The sequence below is a fragment of the Roseospira navarrensis genome, from assembly GCF_009601025.1.
Lineage (GTDB): Bacteria > Pseudomonadota > Alphaproteobacteria > Rhodospirillales > Rhodospirillaceae > Rhodospira > Rhodospira navarrensis.
On sequence record NZ_WIVE01000032.1, the window covers coordinates 19947 to 34945 of the forward strand.

Here is a 14999-nt window from a genome sequence, read left to right on the forward strand (position 1 = left end):
GCGTCTCCGCTCAGTCAACGGGGGCGACGAGGGCCTTTTCAAGGGCCGCCAGCGCGGCCAGCGCGTCCTCGAAATCGAAGGCTTCCGCCGCACGGAGGACGGCGTCGGCCTGTGGTTTCACAGAGGCGGAAACCTGCCCCGCCAGCGCGTCCGCCAGCCCCTCGGCCTCCGGATCACCGGCCTCCAGGCTCGCCCGCAGCGCGGCCACCGCCTCCGTCAGGTCCGGGGGCGGCGCGGCGGGACCCGCCGGTTCGCCCGACGTCTTCGACGCGGCCGCCTTGCGGCTGTCATCCATGGCCAGGATGGCGCGAAGCAGCGGGGACATGGCGTCGTTGAGCCGCTCCATCAAGGCGTCGGCCGGCGTTTCCCCACGCGACAGGGTGGTCTCGATGGCGGCGGCCCGGCGCGCCACCTCGGCGGCGCCGATGGTGGCGGCGGTCCCCTTCAGGGTGTGGGCGGCATGACGGGCGTCCTCCATCTCTCCGGTCCGCACGGCCTGATACAACACGAAGGTCTGGACCCCCTGGTTGCGGGCGAAGTCAATGAGCAGGCGACGCAAAAGATCGATGTTGCCGTTCACCGACCGCAGGGCCTGTCGCAGGTCGAGCACGTCCAGGATGGCCTTGCCCAGGCTGTGCAGCAATTCGGTTTCCAGCGCCGGATCGGCCAGCGCCGGGGCCATGGGGGCCGAGACGTCGCGATTGAGCCAGCGCGCCAGGGTCGAGAACAGTTCGGGCGGATGGATCGGCTTGGCCACATGGTCGTTCATGCCGCTGGCCAGGCTGCGCTCGCGGTCGGCGGCCATGGCGTGGGCGGTCATGGCGATCACGGGCAAACCCGCCAGATCCGGGCGGGCGCGCAGGCGGCGGGTGGCCTCCAGGCCGTCCATGCCCGGCATCTGGATGTCCATCAGCACCAGATCGCAGGACTCCCGATCCAGCCAGGCCAGCGCCTCGTGCCCGTTGCCGGCCACAGCGACCTCAATGCCGGCGGCCTTGAGCATCTCCATGGCGACCTTCTGGTTGATGGGGGTATCCTCCACCAGAAGCACCCGGGCGCCCTTCAGGGTCGCGCGGGCGTTCGACAACGGATCCCGGGAGGTGGTGCGGATTGCGCTGCGGTCTCCGGTCAGGCTCATGAGGGCACTCCGTAGGCGCCATTCGGTCAGGGGGGCGTCGAGGCGCACGCATCGCTCGGGGTTCGCCGCCGCGGTGTCCGCGCCAAGCACGATCAGCGGCGGGGCGGCGTCGTCCGCGAGCAGGTGCGGCACCAGCGGCCAGCCGCCGGCGTCGCGCAGGTCGGTGTCCACGATCACCACGGCGGCCGCCGGATCGGGCCGGCTCGCGCCGCCGCCGCGCGGATCCCAGAGCCGCACGGTCAGGCTCAGGCGCTCGGCCATCAGCGCGACCGCCTCTTGCAGGGCCGCGTCCGCGCAGGCCAGGGCGATGGTCATGCCGCGCAGCGGGGCGGGGAGGGGATCGTCCGGCGGCGTCTTTTCGGGCCGATCCAGCGGCACGGTGACATGGAAGGTCGAGCCCACACCCGGGCTGCTGTCCACGGCGATGGTGCCGTTCATCAGGTCCAGGATCTGACGCGAGATGGCGAGGCCGAGGCCGGTCCCGCCGAACCGCCGGGTGGTGGAACTGTCGAGCTGGTTGAAGGCCTCGAACAGGTGCGACTGCTGGCGCGGGCTCATGCCGATGCCGGTATCGGAGACCGAGACCGCCAGCGGCCGCCGGCCATCCTCCGCGTCGGGCGTCCCCAGGGACACCGTGATGGTCACGCGGCCGCTTTCCGTGAACTTGACCGCATTGCTGACCAGGTTGGTGATCACCTGACCCAGCCGCACCGGGTCGCCCATCCATGAATCCGGCACGTCCCGGTCGATGTGCAGGGTCAGGGTCAGTCCCTTGTCGATCACTTTGGGCCGCACGACCATGACCGCGCCGTTGAGGATCTCCGAGAGCCGAAACTGGACGTGCTCCAGCGACATCTTGCCGGCCTCGACCTTGGAGAAATCCAGGATGTCATTGATGATCGCCAGGAGATTGTGGGCGGCGGTTGAGATGTTGTCTAGGTATTCGCGCTGGCGCGGCGTCAATTCGGTCTGCAGCGCCAGGTGGGTCAGGCCGATGACCGCGTTCATGGGGGTGCGGATCTCGTGGCTCATGTTGGCGAGGAAGGCGCTCTTCAGCCGGTTCGACTGCTCCGCCTCCTCGCGCGCCTGGCTCATGGCGTCCTCGGCGCGCTTGCGGTCCGAGATGTCCTGGAACAGGGTGACCGATCCGACGATGCTGTCGCCCTCGGTCAGCGGCACCGCCGTGATGGCGACCGAGAACACGGAGCCGTCGGCATGGCGGAAGCGCTCTCGGTCGGAGCGATAAGCCTCGCCCCGACGGATGGCGCGCTGGATTGTGCAGTGGTCGCGCGGCACCTGCCTGCCGTTCTCCACCTGATAGTGGACCAGGGCGTGGATGTCCGCACCCAGCAGCTCGTTGCGGGACCGGCCGATCAGGCGCTCCGCTTCGGGGTTGACGAAGGTGCAGCGGCCCTCCGCGTCCAGGGCGTAGACCCCTTCGCCCATGGCCTGGGTCATGCCGTGCAGGAAGCGGTTGCGCTCGCGGAAGCGCTCCTCGATCCGCTTGCGTTCGGTAATGTCGGTGCGGATGGCGATGTACTGGAACGGTTTTCCGGCCGTGTCGAGGAACGGAACAATGGTCGCCGAGACCCAATAGGTGCTGCCGTCCTTGTTGCGGTTTCGGACCTCGCCGTGCCAGACCTCGCCTTGGGTGATCGTCGCCCACAGGTCCTGGAAGAAGGCGTCGTCGTGCTCGCCCGAGTTCACGATCCGGTGATTCTGGCCGATGATCTCGTCCGGTTCGTAGCCGCTGATGGCGCAGAACTTTTCATTGGCGTAGGTGATCGTCCCGGTGGCGTCGGTGGCGGTGACGATGGCGTGCTGGTCCAGCGCGAACTTCTGGAATTCCAGGTCGCGTTTGATGTCGGCGAGCCGCCGGTTGGAGGCGCGGACCGAGCGCAGCATCCGGATGCCGGTGCCGATGACGAACAGGATGATCGCGCCGGACAGCGCGGCTCGCGCGGTCATGTAGGTCTGGGTCCGGCGGTTGATGTCGGCGGTCAGGGCGTTCAGGGTCTGCTGACTGCGGAAGAACAGGCGGTTGGCGTTCTCGTTCATGCGCAGGAACAGGGGTGGCATCCGCGCCATGAAGTCTTCCAGCTCCCGCTCCAGCGCCCGGTAGGCCACGGCGTCGGACATGCCGCTGAGGGCATCGTGCCGGTTCATCAGGTCCATCAGCGAGTCGATCAACTGCTCCACGTCCGCCACCTTGGGCGTGATCTCGATCACCTCCAGAACGTAGGGAAGGTCCGTCCGGCGGGCCTCGTAGGGGATGACCCGCTCCATCACCTCGCGGGATTCGATGTTCAGGCGGGTGGAGCGGCGCAGCACGCCGCCGTGGGCGAGAACGTCCAGCGCATCACGCAGGTGCCCGGTGGTGGCGTGGGCCTGCTCGCGCACCCATTCCCGTGCCTTGGCATTCTGGGTGGCGGCCGCCATGCGATAGGTCAGCGCCTCCAGCCGGACCAGATCGTTGACGATGACCTCGCCGATCAGGACGCGGTTGCTTTCGTTGCGGGAGCGTTCGTTCAGGTCGTCGATCAGGCTGGAGAACAGGAGTTCCACCGCGATCAGCGCCAGAACGCCGAACACATAGACGGCGAACAGGATCACCAGGGGGCGGATGGAAATGCCGTCCGATGCGGCGCGGGGAGACAGCATGCGGGCCTAGTCCTCGGAAAGACCATCACGGTCGAGAAAGCCGTAGGACCGGAAGATGGCCTGCCCGCGCGGAGAGGCCGCCAGATCCATGAACCGCTGCGCCAGGTCCGGATGCTCGGAAAACGTCAGGCGGTTGATCGCCAGCGTCTTCGGCACGGCCAGGGCCGGGTCGATGTCGAGCACGTCCAGGCGGTCCCGGTTTTCCGGAAAGAACGCCGTGGCGCGCCAGTTCAGCGCGACGTCCGCCGTCCCGTCCACCAGGGTGAAATTGAGATTGCGGGAGTCCGTGGCCATCACGCTGATGTTGTCGAGAACGGTACCGTACAGGCCCACGTGTTCAAGGATTCTCTGGGCCTCGCGGCCGATGCTGCCGCTTTCCGGGTTGGCGATCACCACGGACAGGGCCGGATCGGTCAGCACCGCCACGTCGGCGGCGATGCCTTTCGGGTTGCCCTCGGTGACCACCAGGGCCGCGACATTGTAGCCGACCCGCACCGCCGGGCCGAGCAGGCCCTCGTCCAGGTGGCGCTCGCGATAGGACAGGGACCCCGGAAAGTACAGGTCGCCGATGCGGCTGAGGGCGAGACTCTTGTACAGGTCCTCGGACCCGCCCTGGCTGATGGTGACGCGCGCGCCGGTCTCGGCCGCGAAGATGTCCACGATGGCCCGGATGGGGTGCAGCATCGTGATGCCGCAGTAGATCAGCAGGATCGCCTCGGTCTCGGACGCCGGCTCGGATGCCCCGTCGTCGCAGCCTTGCAACGGCAGCAGCAGAAGGGCGGCCAGGGCCAGAACGCTCCGGCGGGCAGAGGGCCGGTGCCGCTTTTTCACGGTTGGGCGCCCGAAGGGCGCCCGGGCGCATGAGTCAAACTCATTCGCGGCTGGTATGAGTGGATGGTGCGGCATGACGGCCCCCGTTTCAGGTCATCCCACCGGCCTTCGACGATGACCGCTGGAGTCCGGCGCCGCAAGGCGGCTGAGCCCTCCGTATCCGCCATCCGCGAAGTGCCGGGAAGTGACGACGCGCACGAAACCCGGCGGGCGACGGTCTAAAATTTTCCTCAAATTTAAGAAAACAGTTCGTGCCGGAGGCGAGGCCCACGCCTTTGCTTGGCGTCGCCCGCTCGTTGCAGACTATAATCTTTCGAACGATCGGGAGGCAAGGTGGACGGAGGCTATACCCTACCCGTCCCATGGGGCATGACGCTTGCGGGGGTCTTGCCCTGTCCCGCGGGTTACGCCTGCCGGGCGTCCAGCACGCCCTTGCGGATCTCGCGGGTGCGCGTGAACAGGTCGAACAGCGCGTCGCCCTCGCCCCGCCGGATGGACCGCTGCAGGGCGGTCAGGTCCTCGGTGAAGCGCTGCAGGCAGTCCAGCACGGCCTCGCGGTTGTTCAGGAAGACATCGCGCCACATGGTCGGGTCGCTGCCGGCGATGCGGGTGAAGTCCCGGAAGCCGGAGGCCGAATACTTGATGACCTCCTGCCGCAGGTGCTCTTCCAGATCGGTCGCCGTGCCCACGATGGTGTAGGCGATCAGGTGCGGCAGGTGGGAGGTGATGGCGAGCACCCGGTCGTGATGGCCGGGATCCATGCGCTCCACCGTCATGCCGCAGGCGCGCCACAGATCGGCGACCTTGCGGGTCGCCCCCTCGTCGGCGCCCGGCACGGGCGTCAGGATGCACCAGCGGCCCGGGAACAGCGCGGCGAAGCCGGCGTCGGGGCCGGACTTCTCGGTGCCCGCCACCGGGTGGCCCGGCACCAGGTGAACGCCCTCGGGCAGATGCGGGGCCACGGCGTCGATCACGGCCTGTTTCACCGAGCCCACGTCGGTGACGATGGCCCCTGGTTTCAGCGCCGGGCCGATGGTCCGCGCCACGTCCGCATAGGCGCCGATGGGCACGCACAACATGACCAGATCCGCGCCGGCCGCCGCCTCCGCCGGGTCGGTGGTGGCCTCGTCCACGATGCCGATGGCCTTGGCGCGCGCGGCGTGGTCGGCGTTGGCGTCGGCGCACACGATGGTGCGCGCCAGCCCCTCGGCCCGCACGGCGCGGGCCAGGGACGAGCCGATCAGCCCGATGCCGACGATCGCCAGGCGCTCGAACGCGGGGGAGGCGGTCATCCGGCCACGAACTCCGCCAGGGCATCGACGCAGGCGCGCATCTCATCGCCCGTGCCGATGGTGATGCGCAGGCTGTCCGGCAGCCCGTAGGCGCCCATGGCGCGCGCGATGATGCCCTTGCCGCGCAGGAAGGCGTCCGCGTCGTTGACGGTGCGGCCGGGCTCGGTCTGGAAGGTGACCAGCACGAAGTTGCCCACGCTGTCCGTCAGGTTCAGCCCCAGGGCGCGCAGGCGCTCGGCGGTCCAGGCCAGCCAGTAGTCGTTGTGCTCGCGCGCCAGGTCGGTGAAGGCGTGATCCTGGATCGCCGCCTCGCCCCCGGCCAGCGCCGGGACGGAGACGTTGAACGGGCTGCGCACCCGGTTCAGCACGTCGATGACGTGATCCGGGCCGTAGGCCCAGCCCAGGCGCGCGCCGCCCATGCCGTGGATCTTCGAGAACGTGCGCAGCATCACCGTGTTGGGGTGGCTGTCCACCAGCGCGATGCCCGGTTCGTAGTCGTTCTTTTCCACGTACTCGGCATAGGCCGCGTCGAGCACCAGCAGCACGTCCTCGCGCAGGCCCTCGCGCAGGCGGCGCACCTCGGCGTCCGACAAATAGGTCCCGGTGGGATTGTTGGGGTTGGCCAGGAACAGGATTCGGGTGCGCTCGCTGACGTGCGCCAGCAGCGCGTCCACGTCCGCGACCATGCCGTTCTCGGGCGCCGCCACGGGGGTCACCCCCGCCCCCTGGGCGTAGATGCGGTACATCAGGAAGGCATGGGCCGGGAACAGCACCTCGTCGCCGGGACCGGCATAGGCGCGGACCAGCAGCGAGATCAGCTCGTCCGAGCCCGACCCGCACACCAGCCGGGCCGGGTCCAGGCCGTGGCGTCGCCCGATCGCCTCGCGCAGGGCCACGGCCGCGCCATCCGGATAGCGGTCCACCACCGCGGCGGCCACCCGCATGGCCGCGATGGCCTTGGGGCTGGGGCCCAGGGCGCCCTCGTTGGAGGACAGCTTGATGACGCGCGCATGGCCCTCAAGCTTCGATTCTCCGGCCACGTAGGGCTTCAGGTCCATGATGCCGGGGCGGACGGGGGGCTGTTTCATGATGACGTTCCAGCAGGCGGCGCGGTGAAAGGGAGGGCTCGCGAAGGCAAGCGCAGAAGCCGGGAATGGGAGCCGATCCGGGGTCAGTCCGTCAAGGCTTCGGCCGGCAGTGGCGTGGCGTAGGCGCCCAGCAGCCGCGCATTGCGGATGCCGCCGCCGTCGCTGGCGCCGTGCTGCAGCGCGGCCAGGCGCTCGTCCTTGGGCTCGACGAAGCCGCGCACCTCGATCACGTGGAAGCGGCCGTCGTCGGAGGTGGGCCGGGCGTCCCACACCGCGCGGGCCGGCAGACCGGCGGCCGCCAGCGCCTCGGTGAAGGCGGACCGGCTGATATCCGGGCCGGTCTCCACGGCCAGCACGGAGTGATCGTCGTCGGTCGCTTCCGGCTCCATGCGGGCGATGGCCAAGGCCTCGATTCCCAGCGGTCCCGGGCCGGTCAGCGGCAGGCGGGCGACGATGTGCGGCGCGTCCGACGCGTTGGAGAGGATCTGGGTCCACCAGGGGGACTCGTCCTCCCACCGGGGCAGCGGCAGGATGCCGACGGTCGCGTTGCCCGAGGTCACCTCGCGCACCACCTGACTGGGCGACTGATGCGACGTGGTCGGGGTATAGGACCCATACTGATTGCGGGCGACTTCCAGGTAGCCCGCGCCGCGTTCCGGCATCCAGACCGCGACCGAGAACGGGCTCTGCACGCCGACCAGACCGGAGAGCAGTTCGCGCCAGAGTCGGACCAGGGTCCGCTTGGGCAGGCTGCCCTGCCAGCGGCCCACGACCCGGCGCAGGATCATGGCTTCGCGGCCCGGGCGGAGGGCCGGCCCGCCGCGCTTGGCGGCCGCGATGCGGTCCACCACGGCGCAGCGCTGCATCAGCAGGTCAAGGATCTGATCGTCCAGGTCGTCGATCTCTTGCCGGAGACTGTCGAGCGTTTGCGTCGGGCGGCTCATCCGGGGGCCTTCCATCACGGCTGTCAAAGGGGGCTCAGATGTACGCCGGGAAGCCCCGGAAATCAAAGAAAACGTTGACACTCGACGGGACGCCGCCTAGGAGTTCGGCGGCCGGGACAGGTGGGGTGAACGTCGCGGCCTTTACGCCCGCCGCCTCGCGACCGGCGCTCCGCCCCAAGCCCATGTGAGATGCCGTTGGACGCACCCGAGAACAAGACCCTCCGGGTCGGGGAGGATCGACCGATCCGGCTGGACAGCGGACTCGATCTCGGTCCCGTCACCGTCGCCTATCAGACGATCGGGCAGTTGAACGCCGAGCGCTCCAACGCCGTTCTGGTCTGTCACGCCCTGACCGGCGACCACTTCGTGGCCGGCGTCAATCCCGTGACCGGCAAGCCGGGCTGGTGGGACGCGCTCGTCGGGCCCGGCAAGGTGATCGACACCCGCCGCTTCTTCGTGATCTGCGCCAACGTGCTGGGCGGCTGCATGGGCACCACCGGCCCGCGCGACATCAACCCGGAGACGGGCCAGCCCTGGGGGCTCGGCTTCCCGGTCATCACCATCGGCGACATGGTCACGGTGCAGGCCCGCCTGCTGGACGCGCTGGGCATCGATCAGTTGTTCTGCGTCATCGGCGGGTCCATGGGCGGCATGCAGGTGCTGGAGTGGGCGGCCTCCCATCCGTCGCGGGTGTTCACGGCGGTGCCGATCGCGGCGTCGTACCGGCATTCGGCCCAGAACATCGCCTTCCACGAGGTCGGGCGTCAGTCCATCATGGCCGATCCCGACTGGCGCGGCGGCGCTTATCACGAGCACGGCGTGATCCCGCACCGGGGGCTCGCCGTGGCGCGCATGACCGCCCACATCACCTATCTGTCGGAAACGGCGCTGCATCGCAAGTTCGGCCGTCGCCTGCAGGACCGCGACCGGGTGACCTACGGCTTCGACGCCGACTTCCAGGTGGAGAGCTACCTGCGCCACCAGGGCTCCACCTTCGTGGATCGGTTCGACGCCAACTCCTACCTCTACATCACACGCGCGATGGACTACTTCGACCTGGCGACCGAGCACGGCGGCAAGCTGGCCAACGCCTTCCGCGACACGCGGACCCGCTTCTGCGTCATCAGTTTTTCCAGCGACTGGTTGTTCCCGACCGTGGAAAGCCGGGCCATCGTGCAGGCCCTGAACAGCGTCGCGGCCAACGTCAGCTTCGTCGAGGTGGAGAGCGACAAGGGCCACGACGCCTTCCTCCTGGATGAGCCGGAGTTCCACGAGACGCTGCGCGGGTTCCTGGACGGGGCGGCGCGTCATCGCGGTCTGCCGGCCTCGGCGGAGGCGGCGTCATGACCGATGCGGCCTCTTTGGATGCGGACGGCAGCGTGAACGGCACCGGCAGCGGCAACGGTGAACTGCGGTTCGACCTGCGCATCATCGCGGACATGGTGACCCCGGGGGCGCGGGTGCTCGATGTCGGCTGCGGCGACGGCGCCCTGTTGCAGTACCTGGCGCAGACCAAGTCCGTGGACGGCCGCGGGATCGAACTGTCCATGGCCGGCGTGCGCGCGGCCGTGCGGCGCGGGGTGTCCGTCATCCAGGGCAACGCCGACACCGATCTGGTGGACTACCCGGCCGGGGCCTTCGACTACGCCATTCTCAGCCAGACCATCCAGGCCATGCAGCGCCCGCGCGATGTGCTGGATCAGTTGCTGCGGGTCGCGCGGTACGCCATCGTCTCGTTTCCCAACTTCGGGTTCTGGAAGGCCCGCTGGCACCTGGTGAGCACCGGGCGCATGCCCATGACCACCGGGTTGCCCGACGAATGGTGGGCGACACCCAACATCCACTTTTGCACCATCAAGGATTTCGTGGACTTGACCCGCCAGATGGACATCCGCATCGACCGCGGTGTCGCCCTGAACGAGAACGGGAGCGTCAATCGCCTGTCGGCGACCGGCCCCTGGGCGAACCTGCTCAGCGCCCAGGCGGTCTTCCTGCTGACGCGGGTGGACGGGGCCCAAACCGACGCCGGAGCGGCCGTCCGATGACGCGCGGCACCCGGCACTGGCTGGGCCTGATCGCGGTCGGGGTTGTTGCGGGAACCGCTCTACTGGCCGCTTGGCGCACCGGCGTGGTGAGCGGCGACCGACTGCTGGTGCCGAAACCGGAGACCGTGCGCATCGAGTTGCCGGAGCGCGGCGGGCGCCTCGGCCTGCAGGTGCCCGAGCAGGGGTGGCTGGCCCCGCTGCGCGCGCGCCGCCTGTGGGTCGAGCGCGCCGGTCAGCGCATCATCGACACCGCGCTGTTCCCCGCGCCGCTCGACCGGCGCTTTGGTCTGGCCGTGCACTGGTTCCCGGCGGAGGGGCGGCACGGGCCCTATGTGCGCCTCGCCGACCCCGCCGGCGATATCCTGCTGGACCTGCGCGGCTTCGCGGCGTGGCGGATGTCGGCCCTGGGCGAGACGCCCTGGCTGGTGGCCCCGTCGGGCGTCGCGGCCGCCGGCGTGGTGCGGGACGGCGAGGGGGGCATGATGGCCACCGCCGGGCGGCCGGTGCCGCCGATGGTGCTGGAGGACGACGGCACCCTGATCGGTCGCGTCATCGAGGCCGATGACGGCCTTGTGTTCCAGCCCGCCGCCGAAAGCGAGCCCTGAACGTAGCTGTCGGCAATCCGCCGGGGGCGGTTCCCCCTACGACCGGCCCGTGGGTCCGGCCAGCACCCCGGCAAGCGCCGTCAGGGCGGCGGCCGTCAGCACCGGCGCCAGGGCGCCGCTCCACGCGCCGCCCGCCAGGGTGACCGCGCCCGCCACCAGCGGCGGCCCCAGGAACTGCCCGATGTTCGAGCCCTGCATCAAGAGCCCGTTGGCCGCCGCGAGATGCCCGGGCGAGGCCGCGCGGGCCGGGGCCGAGGCGAACAGGGCCGCCGGGATGATCCCACCCGTCAGAGAGAACACCAGCACAAGCGTCACGCGGGCCGTCGGCGGCAGGACCTCGGTGAACAGGCCGATGGCGCACAGGGCCATGACAGCCGAGACCCCCGGCACCAGCCGGCCCAGACCCACGCCCCGTTGCAGCAGCCGGCCGCCCAGGTAGTTGCCGGGCACGTTGGCGATCACCACCAGCGCCGTCATCAGGGCGGCCGTGGTCGCCCCCACCCCCAGGGCGGCGGGCAGGAAGGTGGGCAGCCAGACCATGACCGCGATCCACTGGAACGCATAGGCGCAGAACACCGCCCCCAGCAGCAGCAGGCGCGGCCGGCCCAGGGTCTCGCCCAGCACCCGCCAGGGCGATCCCGGTGGCGGTCCATGGACGGCGGCCAGCCCCCGCGTCATGCGGGTCACGGTCAGGGTCCCGGCCAGCGTCAGCGCCGCCACGGCCAGCCAGAGGCCCCGCCAGGCCTCGGGCGCCGCCGTCAGGGATCCGGCCACCAGCCCGAGCGCGATCCCGGTGGGCATGAACATGCTCCACAGGGCCAGGGTGCGCGGCCGGTCCCTCGGCGCGGATGCGGCGACCACCAGCGCCGGGCTGGAGACCGAGACCGCCATGAACCCCAGCCCCTCCAGCACGCGGCTCGCCAGCAGCGCCGCGAATCCGTCCGCCAGGGACCCTGCGGCCCCGCCCGCGCACAGCGACACCAGGCCCGCCAGCACCAGCCGGCGGCGGCCCAGGCGGTCCGCCAGAACCCCGGTCATCAGCCCCAGCGTCATGCCGAGCAGGTAGAAGGTGGAGACGACGAAACCGCCCTGAATCAGTCCGAGCCCCAGATCGTCACTGAGGGTGGGCAGCACCGGCGGGACCTTGCCCACATGGACGGCGGCGAGCACGCCGCCCGCCAGCAGGGCCAGCACCACGGGCCAGCGGGTGCCGTCGGGCGACACGGAAGAATGAACGGGCACGAAACGCGCTCCAGGCGAGGGGGTGGCCCCGGTTGGGGGAACGGGACCGACCCCCTCGCCCGCGCCGCGCGCCGATTACCCCGTCTGGGGTCGCTCGGCGCAGCGTCCGGTCAGGCAGTCGAACACGCCCATCACGGCATAGCTCAGGATGGTGGTCCCGACCAGTCCCATGCCCCAGATGACGCCGATCAGCAGCCAGTCCACGGGACCGCCGGCATCGGTGAAGCCCGAGACCGTGACATAGGCCATCAGCGCCAGCGCGCCGAAGCCGCCCAGCACGCCCAGGATCTCCGCCCGGATCAGGCGGCGGCTGTGCAGGGTGCGTTCGCGCCACACCACCCAGGCGAACCCGGCGAGGCCCAGGAGCGCCACGGCGAGCAGCACCCAGAAGATGCTGCCCATCATCTCAAGAAACACCGCCAGGAAGACGGCCGGATCGAAGCTTTCCATGGTGTCTGTCCTCCCGTCGGTCCTAGGCGTCGCCACGCAGCATGGCGATGTAGGTGGGCTTGAGCGCGATGGTCTTCATGACCCAGGTCACCCACAGTTCCTCCAGCGGGGCGACCACGCCCGGGAACGAGGGCGTCAGGTTGTTGTCGTAGTCGAACTCGACCAGCATCGCGCGGCCCATCTGCGTGATGAGCGGACAGGACGTATAGCCGTCGTAGGACATGGGGCTGGTCGTCCCGGCGATGTCCGCGATCAGGTGATCGGCGGCCACGGGAACCTGCCACTTCACGCTCGCGGCGGTCTTGCCCTTGGGCACGCCGGCGATGTCGCCCACGCCGAACACATTGGGATAGCGGGCGTGGCGCAGGGTGTGTTTGTCCACCTCCATCCAGCCGTCGGCGGCGAACGGCCCCTCCTGCCAGGGCAGGGGGCTGTCACGGACCACCTTGGCCGCGCGCATAGGCGGAATGACGTTGATGAAGTCGTAGCCGATGGTCTGTTCGCCGTCCGGCGTGTCGAACACGGCTTCCTTCTTGCCCAGGTCGATCCCGGTCATCACGTGATTGTAACGGGCGTCGAAGCCCCGGTCCTGGAACAGCATGCGGACCTTCTCGTGGACGATCGGCACGCTGAACAGGCTGCCCGAGTGGGCCGCGTAGATGATGGTGGATTTCTCGCGGGTGCCGCGCCGCCGCAGCCAGTCGTCCGTCATGAAGGTGTACTTCAGGGGCGCCCCGGCGCACTTCATCTCGGTCGCCGGGCGCAGGAACAGGCCCGTGCCGCCCAACTGCGTGAACCGCGACATCTCCCGCCAGGTGGCCCAGGCGGCCTCGGGGCTGTGATAATGACTGCCCAGGCCCTCCTGCCCGATGCGGCCGGTCTCCATGCCGTCGATGGCGTCATAGTCCAGGTCGATGCCGGCCGCGACGACGAGATAGTCATAGGCGATCTCGCGCCCTTCCTCGGTCACGACCTTGCGGGCCTCGGGGTCGATCTCCTCGGCCGACTCTTCGATCCACTCCACATCGCGCGGCAGATAGTCCTCGGTGCGCGAGATGGGATACGCCTTGTCCTTCAGGCCCGCCGCGACCAGGGTAAACCCGGGCTGGTAGAGGTGGCGGCGGCGCGCATCCACGATCGTGATGGTCGCGCCGTCCAGGCGGTCGGCCAGACGCGAGGCCATGGACAGGCCGGCCGCGCCGGCCCCGACGATGACGATCCGGGCGCTGGTTTCCACCGCCCGGGCGGGCCGGGCCGGCAGCACGCCGGCGGCGGCGAGAGCGGCGGCGGAGGCCCCGGCGGCGCTCATCTGGAGCAGGCGGCGGCGGTCGATGACGGGGCCGCGCGGCCCCGGGACTCGGGGTGTCATGGCGAGTGTCCTCCCTGTGGTGCTGGACGCGGCCGATTCCGGCTCTTCTGGCCCCTGGGCGCATGACCGCACCCGGAGCTTTTATATATAAGAAAGCGCTAATGTAAAGGGGTTCCGTCAGCGCGGACCCTCCCGGCGTGGGGAGAGGTCCGCGATCGTGGGGGCGGCCGTGGCGTCGCGCCGCGCCGTTCAGTCCGGCCGCACGTAGACCACGTCGGCCGGCAGGGTGTAGCTCCACGGCAGGCCGCTGTTGCGCCAGCCGGAGACGTCGCGCACGCCCTGCGACGGGCCGTCCGGGCGCTTGCCGCCCTCGAAGCCGTCCACCATCGTATAGGCCCGCTTCCAGCCGCGTTCGTACAGCAGGTCGGCGCCCGGCGCGCTGCGGGTGCTGCCGGACCGGCACATGAACACGAGCCGGGTGGTCTCCGGGTCGGCGCCCAGCGCGAACAGGCGCTCTTCCACCTCGTTGGCGAAGCGGGCGTTCTTGACCATGCGCCAGCGGCCCTTGTCGGCGTTCAGGGTGGTGGGGTCGGCGATCATGTAGGGGACGTGAACGTCGGTCTCGGTGGCGAATCCGGTGAACATCACCTCGACCGGGTCGCGGGTGTCGATCAGCAGCGTGTCCGGGTGCTGCTGCATCAGGTCCCAGGCTTCCAGGGCCGTGACGTACAGCCCGGATTTCACCTGCGCGGTGGCCTTGTCCGGGGCGTCGGCGGCCCAAGCGGCGGGCGGGGCGGCGGCCAACCCCAGCGACAGGGCGAGGGCGGCGGCCATGCCGAGGGTTCTGAACGACCAAACCATGCGTCAAAGCTCCTGTGGTTGGGGCGGATCACGCCGGACGTCCGGTCACCGGATGGGCAGAAGGTGCCGGGTCCGGTTTTCGGCGCAGGCCGCGAAGGCCGGGCGGTGGTCGACCATCGACTCCGTCTGCAGGCGGGTGAAGACCGCGCGCGTCTCCGCATCGGCGACCCCGTCCACGAGGCGCGCATACAGGGCGGCCCCGGCCTCTTCCGTGGCGGTGGCGGCGCGGCAGGCGTCTTCCAGGTCGGCCGGTTTCGGGATGTGGCCGCGCCAACGATTGGGCGGCGGGTCGAAGCCGTGCCGCTCGAACAGGCACAGCAGTTGGTCGGCGTGGCGGCGTTCCGCCTCGACGATTTCCACGAACGGCGGCACCGGGCCGAAGGCCGCAATCGCGGCCTCGTAGGTGGCGGCGGCCTGATATTCGTGATCGAGCGCTTCCTCAAGCGCCCGGCGTAGCGTTTCCGGCATGACCGACTCTTCGGCGTTGGAGGATCGCCCAGTGTTCGCCGAAGCGGGTGCGGTTGTAATTGTCG

13 protein-coding genes are annotated in these 14999 nt (G+C 69.8%); 3 read left to right on the forward strand and 10 right to left on the reverse strand.

Features of this window, described 5'->3' with window-relative positions; translation table 11 throughout:
* Positions 1 to 10: 10 nt before the first annotated feature.
* From GHC57_RS11075 to GHC57_RS11095, 5 genes are all read right to left on the reverse strand, one after another.
* Positions 11 to 3799 carry a PAS domain S-box protein gene (locus tag GHC57_RS11075; protein ID WP_153344156.1) on the reverse strand — a complete coding sequence of 1263 codons (3789 nt, stop codon included), beginning with the start codon at positions 3797 to 3799 and terminating at the stop codon, positions 11 to 13.
* Positions 3800 to 3805: 6 nt separating this feature from the next.
* Entirely contained in the window at positions 3806 to 4630 is an 825-nt protein-coding gene (locus GHC57_RS11080; protein WP_211369177.1) for a substrate-binding domain-containing protein, read from the reverse strand.
* A gap of 404 nt (positions 4631 to 5034) precedes the next feature.
* On the reverse strand, positions 5035 to 5922 hold the full coding sequence (locus GHC57_RS11085) for a prephenate/arogenate dehydrogenase family protein (RefSeq protein WP_153344161.1): 888 nt from the start codon (positions 5920 to 5922) through the stop codon (positions 5035 to 5037).
* Positions 5919 to 7010 carry a histidinol-phosphate transaminase gene (hisC, locus tag GHC57_RS11090; protein ID WP_153344163.1) on the reverse strand — a complete coding sequence of 364 codons (1092 nt, stop codon included), beginning with the start codon at positions 7008 to 7010 and terminating at the stop codon, positions 5919 to 5921. Before hisC ends, GHC57_RS11085 begins: the two co-directional genes overlap by 4 nt.
* An 83-nt stretch (positions 7011 to 7093) precedes the next feature.
* A complete protein-coding gene (locus tag GHC57_RS11095; protein WP_170294837.1) occupies positions 7094 to 7954 on the reverse strand; it encodes a chorismate mutase in 861 nt (286 codons plus the stop codon).
* Between the two features lie 189 nt (positions 7955 to 8143).
* On the opposite strand from GHC57_RS11095, the gene metX reads away from it, so the two are divergent.
* The 3 genes from metX to GHC57_RS11110 are packed head-to-tail and all read left to right on the forward strand — an operon-like array spanning position 8144 to position 10604.
* On the forward strand, positions 8144 to 9301 hold the full coding sequence (gene metX, locus GHC57_RS11100; protein WP_153344168.1) for a homoserine O-acetyltransferase MetX: 1158 nt from the start codon (positions 8144 to 8146) through the stop codon (positions 9299 to 9301).
* Complete coding sequence (metW, locus tag GHC57_RS11105; protein ID WP_153344170.1) at positions 9298 to 9999, forward strand: methionine biosynthesis protein MetW; 702 nt, start codon at positions 9298 to 9300, stop codon at positions 9997 to 9999. Before metX ends, metW begins: the two co-directional genes overlap by 4 nt.
* On the forward strand, positions 9996 to 10604 hold the full coding sequence (locus tag GHC57_RS11110) for a hypothetical protein (protein ID WP_153344172.1): 609 nt from the start codon (positions 9996 to 9998) through the stop codon (positions 10602 to 10604). The genes metW and GHC57_RS11110 overlap by 4 nt, the downstream gene beginning before the upstream one ends.
* A 36-nt stretch (positions 10605 to 10640) precedes the next feature.
* Here GHC57_RS11110 and GHC57_RS11115 read toward each other — a convergent pair whose 3' ends face one another.
* From GHC57_RS11115 to GHC57_RS11135, 5 genes are all read right to left on the reverse strand, one after another.
* Positions 10641 to 11846: an MFS transporter gene (locus GHC57_RS11115; protein ID WP_153344174.1), complete on the reverse strand. Its 1206-nt coding sequence runs from the start codon at positions 11844 to 11846 to the stop codon at positions 10641 to 10643.
* A gap of 75 nt (positions 11847 to 11921) precedes the next feature.
* Positions 11922 to 12296, reverse strand: coding sequence for a DUF5368 domain-containing protein (locus tag GHC57_RS11120; protein WP_153344176.1), 375 nt, complete (start codon positions 12294 to 12296; stop codon positions 11922 to 11924).
* A 22-nt stretch (positions 12297 to 12318) separates the two neighbouring features.
* The gene (locus GHC57_RS11125; RefSeq protein ID WP_153344178.1) at positions 12319 to 13665 is read right to left on the reverse strand and encodes an NAD(P)/FAD-dependent oxidoreductase; all 1347 of its coding nucleotides are present in this window, start codon (positions 13663 to 13665) and stop codon (positions 12319 to 12321) included.
* 189 nt (positions 13666 to 13854) lie between these two features.
* Positions 13855 to 14466, reverse strand: coding sequence for a rhodanese-like domain-containing protein (locus GHC57_RS11130; RefSeq protein ID WP_153344180.1), 612 nt, complete (start codon positions 14464 to 14466; stop codon positions 13855 to 13857).
* A 45-nt stretch (positions 14467 to 14511) separates the two neighbouring features.
* Positions 14512 to 14934: a ferritin family protein gene (locus GHC57_RS11135; protein WP_153344182.1), complete on the reverse strand. Its 423-nt coding sequence runs from the start codon at positions 14932 to 14934 to the stop codon at positions 14512 to 14514.
* Positions 14935 to 14999: the final 65 nt, after the last annotated feature.

Bases quoted from the DNA above. Each gene is read 5' to 3' on its own strand.
- GHC57_RS11075 (WP_153344156.1), bottom strand. From the start codon at position 3,799: ATGCTGTCTCCCCGCGCCGCATCGGACGGCATTTCCATCCGCCCCCTG.
- GHC57_RS11085 (WP_153344161.1), bottom strand. From the start codon at position 5,922: ATGACCGCCTCCCCCGCGTTCGAGCGCCTGGCGATCGTCGGCATCGGG.
- hisC (WP_153344163.1), bottom strand. From the start codon at position 7,010: ATGAAACAGCCCCCCGTCCGCCCCGGCATCATGGACCTGAAGCCCTAC.
- GHC57_RS11095 (WP_170294837.1), bottom strand. From the start codon at position 7,954: ATGAGCCGCCCGACGCAAACGCTCGACAGTCTCCGGCAAGAGATCGAC.
- metX (WP_153344168.1), top strand. From the start codon at position 8,144: ATGCCGTTGGACGCACCCGAGAACAAGACCCTCCGGGTCGGGGAGGAT.
- metW (WP_153344170.1), top strand. From the start codon at position 9,298: ATGACCGATGCGGCCTCTTTGGATGCGGACGGCAGCGTGAACGGCACC.
- GHC57_RS11110 (WP_153344172.1), top strand. From the start codon at position 9,996: ATGACGCGCGGCACCCGGCACTGGCTGGGCCTGATCGCGGTCGGGGTT.
- GHC57_RS11120 (WP_153344176.1), bottom strand. From the start codon at position 12,296: ATGGAAAGCTTCGATCCGGCCGTCTTCCTGGCGGTGTTTCTTGAGATG.
- GHC57_RS11125 (WP_153344178.1), bottom strand. From the start codon at position 13,665: ATGACACCCCGAGTCCCGGGGCCGCGCGGCCCCGTCATCGACCGCCGC.
- GHC57_RS11130 (WP_153344180.1), bottom strand. From the start codon at position 14,466: ATGGTTTGGTCGTTCAGAACCCTCGGCATGGCCGCCGCCCTCGCCCTG.
- GHC57_RS11135 (WP_153344182.1), bottom strand. From the start codon at position 14,934: ATGCCGGAAACGCTACGCCGGGCGCTTGAGGAAGCGCTCGATCACGAA.